The organism is Shewanella sp. TB7-MNA-CIBAN-0143 (assembly GCF_040310065.1).
Taxonomy (GTDB): Bacteria; Pseudomonadota; Gammaproteobacteria; order Enterobacterales; family Shewanellaceae; genus Shewanella.
This window is the reverse complement of record NZ_JBEOPL010000004.1, coordinates 176,356-191,706: the sequence shown is the minus strand read 5'-3', so window position 1 is coordinate 191,706 and position 15,351 is coordinate 176,356. Positions and strand designations below refer to the sequence as shown.

Below are 15,351 nucleotides of genomic sequence, written 5' to 3'. Positions count from 1 at the left end.
GAGTATCCCACACATTAATCAATGACAGTTCATTAGATTTTTTGATGCATTATTCTCACATTAGCCAGCCTTATACTTGATGCATAATGTGACTGGATCAACCTGGCATGATTGTCAGCTATATAGATAAGGGAAAGATTTGAGCTATTTAATGATGGATCTTGCAGGTTTAACTGTATCTGCAACAGAAACTGAGCAATTACAGCATCCGCAAGTGGGTGGTATTATATTGTTTAGTCGCAACTGTGAAAATAAAAGTCAATTAATTGAATTGGTTAAAAGTGTTCGCAGTATTCGCCCTGAATTATTAATTGCGGTCGATCATGAAGGTGGCCGAGTTCAACGTTTTCGTGAAGGTTTTAGTTTAATTCCTGCCATGGGTGATATTTTACCTGCCGCTAAAGGCGATTTAACATTAGCTAAACAATGGGCGAAAGAGTGCGGATTTTTAATGGCTGTTGAGCTGTTAGCGTGTGATATTGATTTAAGTTTTGCGCCTGTTTTAGACGTAAATGGTATAAGTGAAGTGATTGGAAAGCGCAGTTTTAGTGCAAATCCTGATGAAGTCAGTGCATTAGCTCAGCAGTTTATCATTGGCATGAATGAGGCCGGTATGGCTGCGGTAGGAAAACATTTTCCTGGTCATGGCAGTGTTGCTGCCGATTCACATATTGCCATGCCAGTTGATCCAAGGACTAAAGAGCAGGTGGAAGCTTTTGATATGCAGCCATTTAAGCTCTTGATAGGTTCTCAGCAGCTACAAGGTGTGATGCCAGCACATGTGGTTTATTCAAATATTGATCCTAATCCCGCTGGCTTTTCATCTTACTGGCTACAAACTATTTTACGTCAACAATTAGGTTTTGATGGGGTGATTTTTTCTGACGACTTAGGCATGAAGGGCGCCAGTTTTGCTGGTAATTACCTTGGCCGTGCTAAAGCGGCATTAGATGCTGGTTGTGATATGATCTTGGTCTGTAATGATCCTGTTGGTGTTAATGCTTTATTAACCGAGTTTGATTGGCCTGCTGCAGAGCCTACACATACCGCATTATCGCTAAAGGGTAATACTGCACAATCCTTGCAGGCGCTTGAGCAACAATCGCGTTGGCAAGCTGCGCAGCAATTGACGATGGACATTACTCGCATTGCACAATCATTGTAGATTGTCTCAATAACCACAGCTCGAGTTAAGGGGGCGTATTTATTCTCCCGGGCAGAGGTTGTCGAGTAAATGAGCAGGCCATTAAGCAAAAAAACCGGATCAATTGATCCGGTTTTTTAGTCTTAAGCTATCGAGCTGTTAACCAGTATAAGGTGCTGGTTGGCTAGTGGTAGCACGCTCGGTTAAATCAATGGGTTTAACATTAGTCGGTTGAGACATTTTTCGAATTTGCATCACAACACCCAATTGCGGGTGATCAAAGTAGTGGATCTCGCCACTGCGCACACGACGATTCTGGATAAGCGGGATGCTTTCTAAATAAGGTGCTAGTTGCTTTTTACCTTCTATTTCTAGAGCGGCATATTCATTAAACTCTAAAGGACTTGATTCAAGCATTTTTTGAGTCGGTTTACGCAAAGCCAGATTATTTTCAATATACAGATAATGACTGAGATAAATGTTTATCGAGCCATCTAATTCCCATACAGGACCTATTTTTGGCGCTTCATAAGCGTTACCTAAGGCACCAAATTCTGTGCTTGGCATGGCTTCTGTTTGAGTTGCTTTTTTGACCGCTAAGCCATGATATTCAAAATTCTTTGAAAAATCCTTACCACCAAATATACGCACTGGTTTAGCGCGTCTACGCGACTGCATATTTTGTTGCCAGGTTAAATGCACTAGGCTTTTAACATAAGGTTCGCGACTGATCGTTCGAATTAAGTCATTAAACTTACCTTGGCTTTGAGCCAGCAGTAATGGGCCTTGACCTAAATATGCGGATTGCGGCTTGCTGGCTCCGATATTAAACGGAACTTCGCTTGGATGGGCCGCGATACTGTTACTGACTTTTGGGTCATTACAGTTACTGGCGCCATTGGTCCAGTCGGTTGAAGTACAACCATTTAAGCCAACGGCAACCCCGGTTATGTCGGTACTGATCACTGGCGTAATGATATCCACAGTGTCTTTACTGAGCTTTGGTGGTGTGGCATTGAGCCATTTTTCAACAGACGGCTGTTGGCGTTCAAATACAAACACTTCAACTTCAAACCATGATTCTGCATGGGCTGAAAAGCTGTGGGATAGCGCTGTGATAGCGGCGATAGAAATCGCAAGTTTACGAAGCACTATTTGTCTCCAAAATTTGATGTTTAGCGAACTGTTCAAGCAGGGTGTTGATTAACTCAAGACGCTCTTTGCTTGTCTCAGCAGGAATGTTGAACTTTAACTTATTTGGCCCGTCCATTCGATAGATTTGTGGTTGGTTTTGCAACAAACCAATAATAAACATCGGATCGACGTGATTTTCTTGACCAAATTCGACACTGCCACCTTTGGCGTGCATTTCTATTTTGACAATACCTAACGCGGTTGCTTGATGTTTATACAGAGTAATTGCCATTAAATTTCGGGTTGGCACAGGTAACATACCAAATCGGTCAATAAATTCGACTTTAAGTTCATCGAGCATGGTGTCGGTTTCGCAGTTAGCGATACGTTTATACAATGATAAGCGCATATTAACATCACTGACGTAATCTTCTGGTAATAACGCCGGAATGCGTAAATCGATTTCTGCTTTGGCACTCATCATATAGGCTAAAGAAGGCTCTTTCCCTTCTTTGAGGGCTTTTACGGCAGATTCCAGCATTTCCATGTATAAGCTAAAACCAATTTTTGAGATATGGCCGCTTTGTTCATCGCCGAGCAATTCACCCGCACCGCGAATTTCTAAATCTTGGGTGGCGAGTAAAAATCCTGCGCCAAGATCTTCTAGGGCTTCAATGGCTGCAAGACGTTTGCGGGCATCTGGGGTCATACGTTTAGGATGAGGCGTCATCATATAAGCATAAGCTTGGTGATGCGATCGCCCAACACGGCCGCGAAGCTGGTGCAATTGTGCTAAACCAAACATGTCGGCTCGGTCGATAATGATGGTATTGGCACTAGGCACATCGATACCGGTTTCGATAATGGTAGTACATACCAACACGTTAAAACGTTGGTGATAAAAGTCGGTCATGACTTTTTCAAGATCGCGTTCTCGCATTTGCCCATGGGCGGTTATGACGCGGGCTTCAGGAAGTAAATCGCGAATGTTTTGCGCGGTTTTTTCAATGGTCTCAACATTGTTATGTAGATAATACACTTGGCCACCACGCAAAATTTCACGCAAGATGGCTTCTCGTGCCGTGGCTTTGTCATATTCACGCACAAAGGTTTTTACTGCCAAACGTTTAGCTGGTGGGGTGGCGATAATCGATAAATCTCGCATACCCGACATGGCCATGTTCAATGTCCGCGGAATCGGTGTGGCGGTGAGGGTTAAAATGTCGACATTGGCACGTAATGCTTTAATTTTTTCTTTTTGACGCACACCAAAGCGGTGTTCTTCGTCGATGACTAATAATCCGAGGTTGTCGAAGTTAGCTTCTGATGACAGTAATTTATGAGTGCCGATAACGATATCGACTTTACCTTCAGACAGTTGTTCAACAACACTGCTTTGTTCTTTAGCGGTTCTAAAGCGTGACATCACTTCAATAACGATAGGCCAATCAGCGAAACGGTCTTTAAAGTTTTCGTAGTGTTGCTGGGCAAGCAGGGTAGTCGGCACTAACACCACCACTTGTTTACCGGCATTCACGGCGACAAATGCTGCTCGCATGGCCACTTCTGTTTTGCCAAAACCTACGTCACCACAGACTAAGCGATCCATTGCGCGTGGTGCTTGCATGTCTTCAAGTACTGCGTGAATGGCACTTTCTTGGTCGACGGTCTCTTCAAATGGGAAACCTTGACTGAATTGGGCGTATTCTTCTTCATCAATACTCATTGCATCGCCAGGACGAGCTTGACGACGAGCATATACATCCAACAACTCAGCGGCCACATCACGAATACGTTCTATGGCTTTTTTCTTGGCCTTAGCCCAGGTTTCGTTACCTAACTTATTGAGGTGGGTATTACCATCGCCGCTGGCATTATAGCGACTGATAAGGTGCAGTGACGACACTGGCACATACAACTTGTCGCCACCTGAATATTCCAGTTTTAAATATTCTGCAACCAAACCGCCAGTATCAAGCGTTTCTAATCCTTGGTATAACGCAACACCGTGCTCTAGGTGGACAATAGGTTGACCGACTTTAAGTTCAGCTAGGTTTTTGACTAAAACATCGGTGCTAACTTGTTTTTGTTTTTCGCGGCGACGTTGCTGCGAAATACGCTGACCAAACAGTTCGGTTTCACAAATGATACTTACTGCACCTTTTGCGGTGTCGGTTAGCACACAACCTCGCGCTAAAGGCGACACGATTAAGCCTATATTGTCTTTGGCTGCGAGGTAGTCGTTAAGATGAGCAAACTGCTTGGGTTTAATGTCAATTTTGGCAAACAAGTCTAACAGGGCTTCTCGGCGGCCTTCCGATTCGGCACTAAACACTAATTTTGGATGCTGCTGACAATACTCTTGTAACGCAATGAGTGGCTGTTTGAGTTTATGGTTAGCATTGATGTCGGGCAGTGTTTCAACGTTAGCGATGAGGGTATGCGTTGGAAGTGCAACTTCAGCTAGCGGCTCGCCGGCATTATTGGTGTCGGTGGCAATATATTGCTGTAATAATTGGGTACGAGTAAAAGATTTAAATGCCGCGAATAATTCATCATTAAGCAAGTAAAGTTCTTTGGGCGCCAATAACGGCCTTAGTGGATCAACACGTCGGTCTTCGTAGCGAACATTGACTTCATGTAAGTGCGCTAAACTGGCTTTTTCAATATTGCCTAAGGTGATGAGTTGACTGTTTTGCGGCAAATAATCAAACAATGTGGCCGTGTCATCGAAAAATAACGGTAAGTAGTTTTCAATGCCTGCGGGCATTAAATTACGGCTGACGAGTTGATAAACTGATTCGGCCTCTTTTGAAATGACTTCAAAGCGACGACGATAACGTTGTCTAAAACCTTCAATAGCATTGCTGTCGGTGGGAAATTCTTTGGCTGGCAGCATGCGAATCGCATCGCGAGCCATGCCTGAACGCTGAGTATCAACATCAAAAAAACGTATCGATTCAACTTCATCATCAAACAATTCTATGCGTAATGGTTGTTTTGAGCCGGTAGGAAAAATATCGATAATAGAGCCACGAATAGCAAACTCACCATGTTCATATACTTGATCGACAATATGATAACCGGTATCAGTAAGGTGTTGTCTGGCTTGCTGTAAACTGTATGTGTCGCCTTTATTAAGCACCATGACATTGGCAGTCATAAATGATTTAGGCGGTAGGCGAACCATTAAGGTATTTACCGGTACGATGACCACATTGTGCTGGCTTTGACCAATATTGGCTAAGGTTTCAAGTCGCTGCGATATTAAGTCTTGGTGCGGCGAAAAGCTATCGTAAGGCAAGGTTTCACGATCGGGGAACAAACATACATTCACATTGATGTGGTTTAATAAATAACTCAGTTCGACCTCAAGCGATAACGCACTAGGCGTATCGTGAGTGACAATAATACTGGTGCCAGGATGGTTATTGATTAAGTTGGCGAGGGTGATGGCTTGCGACACGCCACCCAATGTTGCCAAAGTTTGCGTTTGTTGGCCTTTTTTTACACTCGGCGGCGTGAGTACACTAAATAGGTTCATTGAAATCTTTGTCAGTTCCGTTTGCGATCAAGTCGTATTGAATGAGGCGAGGCTTCAGCTACGCTGTTTATCGATATTCTGTTTACGTTTTTTTAGCATTTTTTGTTGTACATTCAAGCTTGCTTTAACTAATTGCTCAATATCATCTTCAAGTATTTGGCTAAATTCAAGTTCACAGCGCCAATATGCGGTTTCGATGGCGTCATCTGTTGATATTGGGGTGCAGCTTTGTATTTGGCACAGACACAGCAATGCCACTAATTCTGTATGCAAATAGATGTGGGTCTTAACGTATTCATTTACAACTAATGGACGTGATGAAATGATACTAATTCCACTGCCACCAAATTGATCACCTTTAAATAACTCACCATCTTGAACTTCTTTTTCCAACACGTGTTGCAATACTAAATCGACTTTACGCGATTGTAGCTTTAAAAAATCCACTACGGCTTTAGCATCATTGTCTAAATTGCGCAGTTGCAGTAAACAATTTGCTTCAAGACTTTTCACTTCGGTCAGTAGTTTTAACCCAACAGATTGCATGTCGCGGAGTTCATCATCTGTGGGTAAAGCTTGGTTTGCATCCCACGAAGTTAAGTAAACATTAAAGTGGTGAGGCACACTAAAATAAGAATTGCTGTCAGGTATCAAGGTTTGCCTCTTTATTTATCACACTAATAGCCCTATTATCGTGCCCAACTTAATGATTTAGCAAGTCATACACGCTGGCTTGTTGTTTTCATATTCACATTTTGCCTGATTGTCTGACTTATACGCCCCAATAGGCGCACAGGATTAGTATTTTTTTATGAATTTAGGATTTTCTTTTTTTATTGGCTACCGTTACTGGCGAGCCCGAAAAGCGAATGCTTTTGCCTCTTTTATTACCTTCTTTGCGGTATCGGGTATTTTTTTAGGTGTTGCAGCATTGATAGTGGTCAGTTCAGTGATGAATGGACTCGAAGGCCAGCTAAAAAATCGCATTTTAGGGGCTGTGCCACAAATGACCCTGATCAGTGATATGGGATTTAGGGATTGGCAACAAAGTAGCCAAAGCCTGTTGGCGGACAAATATTTACTACAAAATATTCGTGGCATTGTGCCTAGTGCGACCACTCAAGCCATGATCCAATCGAGCAGTAACATTCAAGCTATACAAATGTATGGAGTTTACCCAGAGCTTGAGCAATCATTGTCGAGCATTGCGGCTCATACTTATTCAGATGCTTTTTCAACGTTACAAGCTGGCAAGTATTCAATTGTGCTCGGCACTGATCTAGCTCGCAAATTAGACGTTAAAGCGGGCGATAAGGTTAGAGTGTTAAGCGGTGACGGGGTGGTCTATTCACCCATGGGCCCGGTGCCGAGTCAGCGTAAATTTACCGTTGCAGGTGTATTTGAAATGGGCTCGCAAGTCGATTCCAGTGTTGCCTATGTGCATTATAAAGATGCGCGTAAATTGATGCGCCAAGACAGTCATACCATTAATGAATTACGGGTCTATTTGAACGATCCATTTTCCGCGCCAGCGTTAGCACCCAAAGTGGTTGCTGGATTTGCTAAGCAAAATATTGAAATCCAAACCAGCGACTGGCGGCAAGACTTTGGCCACTTATTCTCGGCCGTTAAGATGGAAAAAAACATGATGTCGTTGATGTTAAGTTTAATCGTTGCTGTTGCCGCGTTTAATATGGTGTCGGCATTGGTCATGATGGTGGTCGATAAAACCACTGATGTTGCTGTACTCAAAACACAAGGTGTCACAACCTCGTCTGTGATGGGCATATTTATTGTGCAGGGATTATTAAATGCTTTGTTAGGTTTAATTCTAGGGACGGTTGTTGGTATTGCTGTCACCTTGAATTTAAATGAAATTCTATCTGGTCTTGGTGTTTCTATTTTAGGTGTTGGGCAAACATTACCAGTGCAATTGTCGATAAATCAAATGAGTTATATTATTGTTGGCTCGCTATTAATTACCTTACTTGCCACTCTTTACCCTGCGCTATCGGCTGCAAGGGTTCAACCCGCTACTGCTTTGAGATACGAATAATGAGTCAAATACAAACCGCGTTATTACAAGTTAATCATGTCAGCAAGCAATATCATGATGGTGAAGTGACTACTCATGTATTGTCTGGAGTCGATTTAACGGTTTATAAAGGCGAACAATTGGCCATAGTGGGGAGTTCAGGTTCAGGTAAAAGTACCTTACTACACATTATGGGCACCTTAGATTCGCCAACGTCGGGTTCGGTATTACTTGATGGCGAAGACATATATAAATTGTCTGCGGTACGCCAAGCACAAGTGCGTAATAACGATTTAGGCTTTATTTATCAGTTCCATCATTTATTACCCGAATTTACTGCGATTGAAAACGTCGCTATGCCTGCGTTTATCCAAGGTAGAGATAAAAAGCAAGCTTTGGTTGATGCTAAAAGCTTACTAGATCGTGTTGGTTTGGGGCATCGATTACATCATATCCCAGCGCAATTGTCTGGTGGCGAACGTCAACGTGTTGCGATAGCTAGGGCATTAATAAACAAGCCCAAGTTAGTGTTAGCCGATGAGCCAACGGGTAATTTAGATGCCAGTAGTGCAGATAATGTTTATGCGATGATCCGCGAGCTGGCTCAGCAATTTGATACTGCGTTTGTTGTAGTGACTCATGATCATAAATTAGCCGCTAAAATGGACCGTCAATTGACCATGAAAGATGGTGTGTTACAAGTGGTTCCTAATAGTGCAGGGCAGGCCGAATGAGTCAGTGGTTACCATTAACAATTGGTTGGCGTTTTTTTCGTGCCAGGCAATCAAATCGTTTTATCGGTTTTATTTCATTTGCTTCAACTGCGGGCATTGCGTTAGGCGTCGGTGTACTGATTGTGTTGTTGTCGGCCATGAATGGCTTTGAAAAAGAATTGCAACAACGTTTATTGGGCGTGGCATCTCATGGTGAACTTGTTGGTGTGAATGAACCCATCGCCGACTGGCAGGTAATTGCTAAAAGCGCACAAAACTTACCACAAATTACCGGTGTAGCACCGTTTATTCGCTTGCAAGGGTTAGTGCAAAAGCCGAGTGGTTTTCAAGGACTGGTGGTAACGGGTATTGATATTAACCATGAAGCTGATGTGTCGAGCATTAACCAATACATGTCTACAGAGGCATGGCAGTCGTTACAGGGCGATCAAAATAATATTGTTTTAGGCCGTAGTTTATTGACTAAATTAGAGCTTAATGTCGGCGACACGTTAGCTATGTTCACCCCAGATGCCAATAACAGTCAATTAACCTCGGCTAAAAGTCATCGGTTTGTGGTCTCTGGTGTATATGATGTCGGCGGGGAAATTGAATCAATCCAGGCTTATACATCGATGGAGTATCTGGCTGATATGTTAACGCTAGGGACTTCGGTTAGCGGAGTACGCATTCAAGTCGCTAATGTACTTAATGCAGCGAGCATTACTCGTGATTTGGGGTTCGCCCAAGAACAATATTTATACATTAATGATTGGACTCGCTCACAAGGGCATGTCTATCAAGATATTCAGTTAGTGCGTTTAGTGATGTACTTGGTATTAGCGCTGGTGATTGCTGTGGCGTGCTTTAACATTGTGTCGACATTAGTGATGGCAGTACGTGATAAAGCCTCTGAAATTGCTATTTTAATGACAATGGGCATCAGTCGTGGCGCTATAATGACCATATTTATGTTACAGGGTGCATTAAATGGGCTTATGGGGTGCACTATTGGCGGTGTGTTTGGCGTCGCTTTTGCCTATAACTTGAGCGCGATAGCAAATGGCTTTGAGCAATTGTTGGGTATTCAGCTATTGGCGTCAGATATTTATTTTATCGACTTTTTACCGTCGCAACTTCATGGTCAAGATGTGATAGTCGTTATTGTTATGGGATTGGTCATGAGCTTACTTGCGACTATTTACCCCGCATGGAAAGCCACTAAAATAGCACCAGCGACAGCATTAGCGGGCCGATAGTTTAGGTGCAGATGAACACTTGGTTGTAGCGCTTCATTCGGTTTTAGGGCTTAATTGGGTTGTAACATCGTCGCTTATTGAATTATCGAGCCAATGAGTGATAGCGTAAACAATCTGAGTTGAGCCATGGTGGTGTATGAGTATTTATACGTCATGTTTACTAGTTAGCGAGTTAATTTGCAGCCTGTGTATGGCTTATAAGGATGTGTTATGTCTTGTAATCAATGCACTGATTCGGTTTTTAAACAGAAAATTGGCCGTTGTAAACGCTGTATGTGGCAGTTAACGGCTCTTAGCTTATTCACCTGGCCACTGTGGTGGTATTACTACGCCGATACGCCCAAGACGGTCGAGTCTATCGCGCTACTTTTCTTGCTACTAGCTTTACCGGCTTACTGATTCTGCACTTGATGGTGTGGGCTTATCGAGCGGTTACAAAGCAACAATAACCAACATCCCTTTGCCGTATTATTAATAGATTATCGTCATAGGCATATGTTGAGCCACCCCATCGTTTATATTCACGGATGGCCAAGCCCAATGGCACAAATATAAATTAACATCCTTAGCTTATCAATAATTAAGGCCGCAGAAACGGCCTTAATGGTATTAAGTTGATCAATCTATTGATGGCTTTCTAACCTTTACGTTTTTGCCATTTAAACAGAACTGAATAGCGCCACATGCTCTTAATAACAATAAATCCAACTAGCGCACTGACAATACCGAGTGCGAAGCAACCAACGAGAAAGGGTGGGCCGATGGTTGATACTGATGCTTCAATCCATGCCCAGCTGGCTTCAAACTGAAATGCTTGTGCTTTATGACCTAGGATTTTAGCGCCTAACAAGTAGGCACCATAAAACATTATAGGCATCGTCAGTGGATTTGTTATCCATACCAGCGCCACAGCAACCGGAAGGTTGACGTTAAATATAATGGCGAATCCAGCAGCAACGACCATTTGAAATGGCATGGGGATCCAAGCCACAAATAGCCCAACAGCAAAGGCTCCTGGCGCTGATTTGCGATTTAATACCCATAAATTAGGTTTGTGCAATAGTGTGCCAAACATCCGTAAATACTTATGTTCACGAAGTGTTTCTGGTTTTGGCATAAATCTTTGTATTAATTTTTTTGGCATATTTGTCGATTAATGTCTTAACTAATTCATTATGAATCGATTTATCTATGGCTTTTGCGCCTGTTCTTTATCAGCGATGTTATGGCCTTCGCTGGCACCAATATGGTGTTTGCCCATTCTATTCTTGGCTATGCTTCTTTGCCTTCGCAAAGGGCCGCTTATGGCTGGCTGTTTATTCGCCGTCATTTGGCTGAGCCTATTGTTTCATTGTCTATATATGCATCAATATGCTGAAAAGTCGCAACAAATCGAGTTTAAGGCGCAGATAGTATCACTAGTTAGCCAAAACAGCGACTGGATTAGTTTTGATGTGCGCGTCATGGAAAAACCTTATCAAGACGCTTTTTTAGAGACGTTGTCGCTTAATAATGTGGAGCGATATTACCGATTAACATGGCAAAAGCCAGATAAAATTGTTGTTGGCCAAATATGGCAATTTAGTGCAAAGGTTAAAGGGATTTCGAGTATCCAAAATCAAGGTGGTTTTAACCAGCAAAAGTACTTTATTAGTAAACATATTGTAGCCAAAGGTCGAGTTAAGCAAGCTGAGTTGCTTAGTCACAGTGGATCGATGCGTCAACAGATCATGGAAACATTATCGCCTTTATTGGCACACTTTTCTCAGGGCGATATTTTACAAGCGTTGATTTTTGGTGATAAAAGCGCGTTAACCTCTGAACGTTGGCAGCAGTTGCGGCAGACAGGGGCAGGGCATTTAGTCGCGATTTCAGGTTTACATCTGGCGGTGGTTTTCGGTTTATTCTATGGCATTTTGATTGGGGTAAGTCGTTATGTTTTCTCTTGGCAGCATTTGGCTAAAATCCAACTCGCAATGGTATTTGCGGCAGCATTTACCTTAGGTTATGGCTACTTATCTGGGTTTGCTATTGCCACTCAACGCGCATTGCTGATGCTATTTTTATTGATGATATTCAGCTTTATTAAACAATTTAGTCATCATTGGGATCGACTTGTATATGCATTATTTTTTGTATTGTTGGTCGATCCTTTTGCGTCACTAGGTGCAGGGTTGTGGTTATCTTTTGGTGCATTGGTGATTATTTTATTGTCGGTGAAACCTGATTCGGTAGATCAACGTTCTAGCTTAAGCACTGCTCTTGTTAACCCAGACATTGAAGTTTCTAAGTTCACTTTGAGGGACAAATGTATCCAAAAAGCTATACAGCTTAAGGATAAAATTTTACATGGACTTATTATATTGTGGTCTATTCAATGGCGTTTAGCGCTGTTACTCGGTGTTTTGCAAGGGATATTATTTGGTGGCATTGCACCTCATAGTATCTGGTTGAATATGCTGCTGGTACCTTGGTTTAGTTTGGTGGTTATTCCATTAACCATGCTGAGTTTTTGCATTTGGTTACTGGCGTTGTGCATCCTATGGTTGTTAGCGATTGATATTGTTTCATTGCAAAGCCTAAGCGTAATGATATTTCAGTGGGCTAATTTTAGTTTGGAGCCCTTTGCGTGGTTATTGCAGTTGAGTGATCGCTTGCCGTTAAAACAACTGGTGTTAACCGAACAAGAGTTAGCTGCGGGAGTCTTTTTTGTTTTTGCGCTGATATTGTTGATGTTACGCGGTTATGTGCCGAGTCAGCGCAAGTGGAGTTATCGCGTTATAGTGTCAGTGCTTATGCTGCCAGTCATCATGAACAAGTTAGTGACCCATGAGATATTGTTATCGCCAGCGTCTTCGTTAGGTTCAACACCATGGCAGCTTCATGCCATCGATGTGGCTCAAGGAATGGCTGTGGTTTTACAGCAAGGGCAGCACGGGGTTATTTACGACACTGGCGCTGCTTATGGCGAGTTCAGTTATGCTCAACGTGCGATATTGCCTTTTTTGGCGAGTAAGGGGATTCGTTATATTGATTATATTGTCGTGAGTCATGACGATAATGATCATGCTGGTGGATTAAACGTATTAGTCGAACAATTTCCACAGGCGACATTAATTGCTGATTTTTCAATGTCAGTCTCAGCCTTAACTGATTCATCACATGGCGTAAAAACTTGTGACGGTGAATTATTTTGGCGCGGTGTACAACTGAGTTTTATCCCAAATCTGTTAAGCGCCAATAGTAATGATAATAACCGCTCCTGCGTGGTTAAATTGTTTGACGGTCAATCTACAGTATTGTTAACCGGAGACATTGAAGCTCCACGAGAGCAAGTACTTCTCGCGGTAAATGCAGATATTCAAGCCGATATTTTATTCGTTCCGCACCACGGTAGTCGAACCTCATCTACCCAAGCCTTTATTGATAGTGTTAACCCCCAATTAGCTATTTTTACCGCAGGTTTCTCTAATCAATATGGTTTTCCTAAACCGGATATTGTGGCGCGGTATCAACAACAAGGCAGTAAAATATTACAAACTGGCCATGTCGGACAAATAAGCATCAACTTCACTGATGAAGGATACAAAGTGACCACTTATCGTCAGCAAATTGCCCCATTTTGGTATAACCGTTTGTTTAGATTTGGTGAGTCACTTAAAGCAGAGTAGAATGTTATTCATGTTTGCTAGTTAAGTATTGGATTCAATGTCAGCATCACCTAAAAATGAAATGTGGGTCGTTTTCAAACGTTTGATGGCCTATGTCGTACCGATGAAAGCCATGTTTATTATGGCTGTTCTAGGTCTTATTACTTATGGCGCTGTCGATGCAGCGTTTATCGCATTTATTAAGCCGTTTATTGATGAAGGCTTTAGTCAAACTCCAGCGATAGTCGCCGGTGTCGACTTACCAACACACGGTGGCTTTAACGCCAATAAAGACATTATGTTAATGGCCCCAATAGCGGTTATTTTAATGTTTAGTTTACGTGGAGTGGCTAACTTTGTGTCGACCTATTGTGTGTCGTACATGAGTGCTCAGCTCATTATGGATATGCGTCAACAAGTGTTTGAGCATTACCTACGTTTACCTGTGAGTTATATTGACCGTGAAAATAGCGGTAATTTGATTTCGCGCGTTACGTTTGATACCGAACAAATTGCTCGAGCATCAGGCAGTGCGTTAATTTCAATCGTCCGAGACAGCATGACGGCCATCGGTATGTTAGGCATTATGTTCTACTATTCGTGGAAATTGTCGTTATGCATTTTGGTGATAGGCCCCATCATGGGCGTGGTTATTAGTGTTGTCAGCAAACGCTTTCGCAAGGTTTCTAAGCAAATTCAATCTGCAATGGGCGGTGTAACCGCAACCACAGAGCAGATGATTAAGGGCCATAAAAACGTATTAGTGTTTGGTGGACAAAAAACTGAGGTTGAACGCTTTTTCCAAGTTAACGATCGTAACCGCTACCAAAACATGAAACTTGCGGTTGCGCAGTCAATCAGCCAGCCGCTCATTATGGTGATTGGTTCATTCGCATTGGCGTTTGTGTTGTATGCCGCTACTTGGGATAGCATGAGAACGGATTTAACCGCTGGTACTTTTGCTGCTATTTTAGGCGCCATGTTAGCCATGCTACAACCGATTAAAAACTTAACCCGTGTCAATGCGGAATTTCAGCGTGGTATTGCCGCTTGTACCACAGTATTTGAATTATTAGACACCCCACCAGAACCAGATAATGGTGCATTTAGTATCGATAGAGTTGAAGGTAAGTTGACCTTTGATAATGTGACATTTGCATATCCTGGCCAAGAAAAGTCTGCACTTAATGGGATTAATTTTGAAGTTAAGCCGGGTAAAACGGTTGCATTAGTAGGCCGTTCAGGCTCTGGTAAATCGACCATTGCCAGTTTGATTACTCGCTTTTATGGTAATTTATCAACCGGTGATATCCGTCTTGATGACACCAGTATTTATGATTACCAACTAAAATCACTGCGTAATCAAGTCGCTCTAGTGTCGCAACAAGTTACCTTGTTTAACGACACTATCGCCAATAACATTGCTTATGCTTATCCAGGTGAAGTGACTCGCGAACAAATTGTGCATGCAGCAGAATTAGCCTATGCCATGGAATTTATTGATACTTTACCTGAAGGTCTTGATACCCAAGTCGGCGAAAATGGCGTGTTGCTTTCAGGCGGCCAGCGCCAACGTATTGCCATTGCTCGCGCCATGTTACGTGATGCGCCAGTGTTAATTTTAGATGAAGCAACATCGGCATTAGATACTGAGTCGGAAAAAGCGATTCAAAAAGGCCTCGATAATCTTCGTCATAATCGCACCTCTATTGTGATTGCCCATCGCTTATCAACCATAGAAAGCGCTGATGAAATTTTGGTTATCGATCAAGGGAAAATTGTTGAACGCGGTAATCACAGTGAGTTAATTGCCCAAGCCGGTATTTACGCGAATCTTTACCAGATGCAGTTCAGTCAATAATGATTAGGTGG

Annotated in this window: 10 protein-coding genes and 1 pseudogene; 7 read left to right on the top strand and 4 right to left on the bottom strand. The window is 42.6% G+C overall.

Annotation, left to right across the window (positions count from 1 at the left end; all coding sequences use genetic code 11):
• Positions 1 to 139 precede the first annotated feature (139 nt).
• Positions 140 to 1,165, top strand: a complete 1,026-nt coding sequence (nagZ, locus tag AAEY97_RS05075) for a beta-N-acetylhexosaminidase (RefSeq protein ID WP_162023361.1) — start codon at positions 140 to 142, stop codon at positions 1,163 to 1,165.
• Between the two features lie 138 nt (positions 1,166 to 1,303).
• Here nagZ and AAEY97_RS05070 read toward each other — a convergent pair whose 3' ends face one another.
• From AAEY97_RS05070 to AAEY97_RS05060, 3 genes are read right to left on the bottom strand one after another with little or no spacing between them, the layout of a single operon-like run.
• The gene (locus tag AAEY97_RS05070) at positions 1,304 to 2,296 is read right to left on the bottom strand and encodes a peptidoglycan binding protein CsiV (RefSeq protein WP_162023360.1); all 993 of its coding nucleotides are present in this window, start codon (positions 2,294 to 2,296) and stop codon (positions 1,304 to 1,306) included.
• Positions 2,286 to 5,822: a transcription-repair coupling factor gene (gene mfd, locus AAEY97_RS05065; RefSeq protein ID WP_101086846.1), complete on the bottom strand. Its 3,537-nt coding sequence runs from the start codon at positions 5,820 to 5,822 to the stop codon at positions 2,286 to 2,288. The genes AAEY97_RS05070 and mfd overlap by 11 nt, the downstream gene beginning before the upstream one ends.
• Positions 5,823 to 5,876: 54 nt before the next feature.
• Positions 5,877 to 6,476: a hypothetical protein gene (locus AAEY97_RS05060; protein ID WP_101086847.1), complete on the bottom strand. Its 600-nt coding sequence runs from the start codon at positions 6,474 to 6,476 to the stop codon at positions 5,877 to 5,879.
• A 157-nt stretch (positions 6,477 to 6,633) separates the two neighbouring features.
• Between AAEY97_RS05060 and AAEY97_RS05055 the strand changes: the two genes are divergently transcribed.
• The 4 genes and pseudogenes from AAEY97_RS05055 to AAEY97_RS05040 all read left to right on the top strand — a co-directional run bounded on the left by AAEY97_RS05055 (position 6,634) and on the right by AAEY97_RS05040 (position 10,278).
• A complete protein-coding gene (locus AAEY97_RS05055; protein ID WP_350997004.1) occupies positions 6,634 to 7,878 on the top strand; it encodes a lipoprotein-releasing ABC transporter permease subunit in 1,245 nt (414 codons plus the stop codon).
• A gap of 8 nt (positions 7,879 to 7,886) precedes the next feature.
• Positions 7,887 to 8,591, top strand: coding sequence for a lipoprotein-releasing ABC transporter ATP-binding protein LolD (lolD, locus tag AAEY97_RS05050; protein WP_350997108.1), 705 nt, complete (start codon positions 7,887 to 7,889; stop codon positions 8,589 to 8,591).
• Positions 8,588 to 9,829 carry a lipoprotein-releasing ABC transporter permease subunit LolE gene (lolE, locus tag AAEY97_RS05045; protein ID WP_350997001.1) on the top strand — a complete coding sequence of 414 codons (1,242 nt, stop codon included), beginning with the start codon at positions 8,588 to 8,590 and terminating at the stop codon, positions 9,827 to 9,829. The genes lolD and lolE overlap by 4 nt, the downstream gene beginning before the upstream one ends.
• 210 nt (positions 9,830 to 10,039) lie before the next feature.
• Positions 10,040 to 10,278: pseudogene (locus AAEY97_RS05040) on the top strand (DUF3624 domain-containing protein).
• 188 nt (positions 10,279 to 10,466) lie between these two features.
• On the opposite strand, the gene AAEY97_RS05035 reads toward AAEY97_RS05040, so the two are convergent.
• Positions 10,467 to 10,973, bottom strand: a complete 507-nt coding sequence (locus tag AAEY97_RS05035) for a DUF2062 domain-containing protein (RefSeq protein WP_350996998.1) — start codon at positions 10,971 to 10,973, stop codon at positions 10,467 to 10,469.
• Positions 10,974 to 11,004: 31 nt separating this feature from the next.
• On the opposite strand from AAEY97_RS05035, the gene AAEY97_RS05030 reads away from it, so the two are divergent.
• Both AAEY97_RS05030 and msbA read left to right on the top strand, forming a co-directional pair.
• Positions 11,005 to 13,500 carry a DNA internalization-related competence protein ComEC/Rec2 gene (locus tag AAEY97_RS05030; protein ID WP_350996995.1) on the top strand — a complete coding sequence of 832 codons (2,496 nt, stop codon included), beginning with the start codon at positions 11,005 to 11,007 and terminating at the stop codon, positions 13,498 to 13,500.
• Positions 13,501 to 13,537: 37 nt separating this feature from the next.
• Positions 13,538 to 15,340: a lipid A export permease/ATP-binding protein MsbA gene (gene msbA, locus AAEY97_RS05025; protein ID WP_101086856.1), complete on the top strand. Its 1,803-nt coding sequence runs from the start codon at positions 13,538 to 13,540 to the stop codon at positions 15,338 to 15,340.
• The last annotated feature ends 11 nt before the right edge of the window (positions 15,341 to 15,351 follow it).

Excerpts from the sequence above, each read along its gene's own strand:
- mfd (WP_101086846.1), bottom strand. The coding sequence starts at position 5,822 with ATGAACCTATTTAGTGTACTCACGCCGCCGAGTGTAAAAAAAGGCCAA.
- AAEY97_RS05055 (WP_350997004.1), top strand. The coding sequence starts at position 6,634 with ATGAATTTAGGATTTTCTTTTTTTATTGGCTACCGTTACTGGCGAGCC.
- lolE (WP_350997001.1), top strand. The coding sequence starts at position 8,588 with ATGAGTCAGTGGTTACCATTAACAATTGGTTGGCGTTTTTTTCGTGCC.
- AAEY97_RS05035 (WP_350996998.1), bottom strand. The coding sequence starts at position 10,973 with ATGCCAAAAAAATTAATACAAAGATTTATGCCAAAACCAGAAACACTT.
- AAEY97_RS05030 (WP_350996995.1), top strand. The coding sequence starts at position 11,005 with ATGAATCGATTTATCTATGGCTTTTGCGCCTGTTCTTTATCAGCGATG.
- msbA (WP_101086856.1), top strand. The coding sequence starts at position 13,538 with ATGTCAGCATCACCTAAAAATGAAATGTGGGTCGTTTTCAAACGTTTG.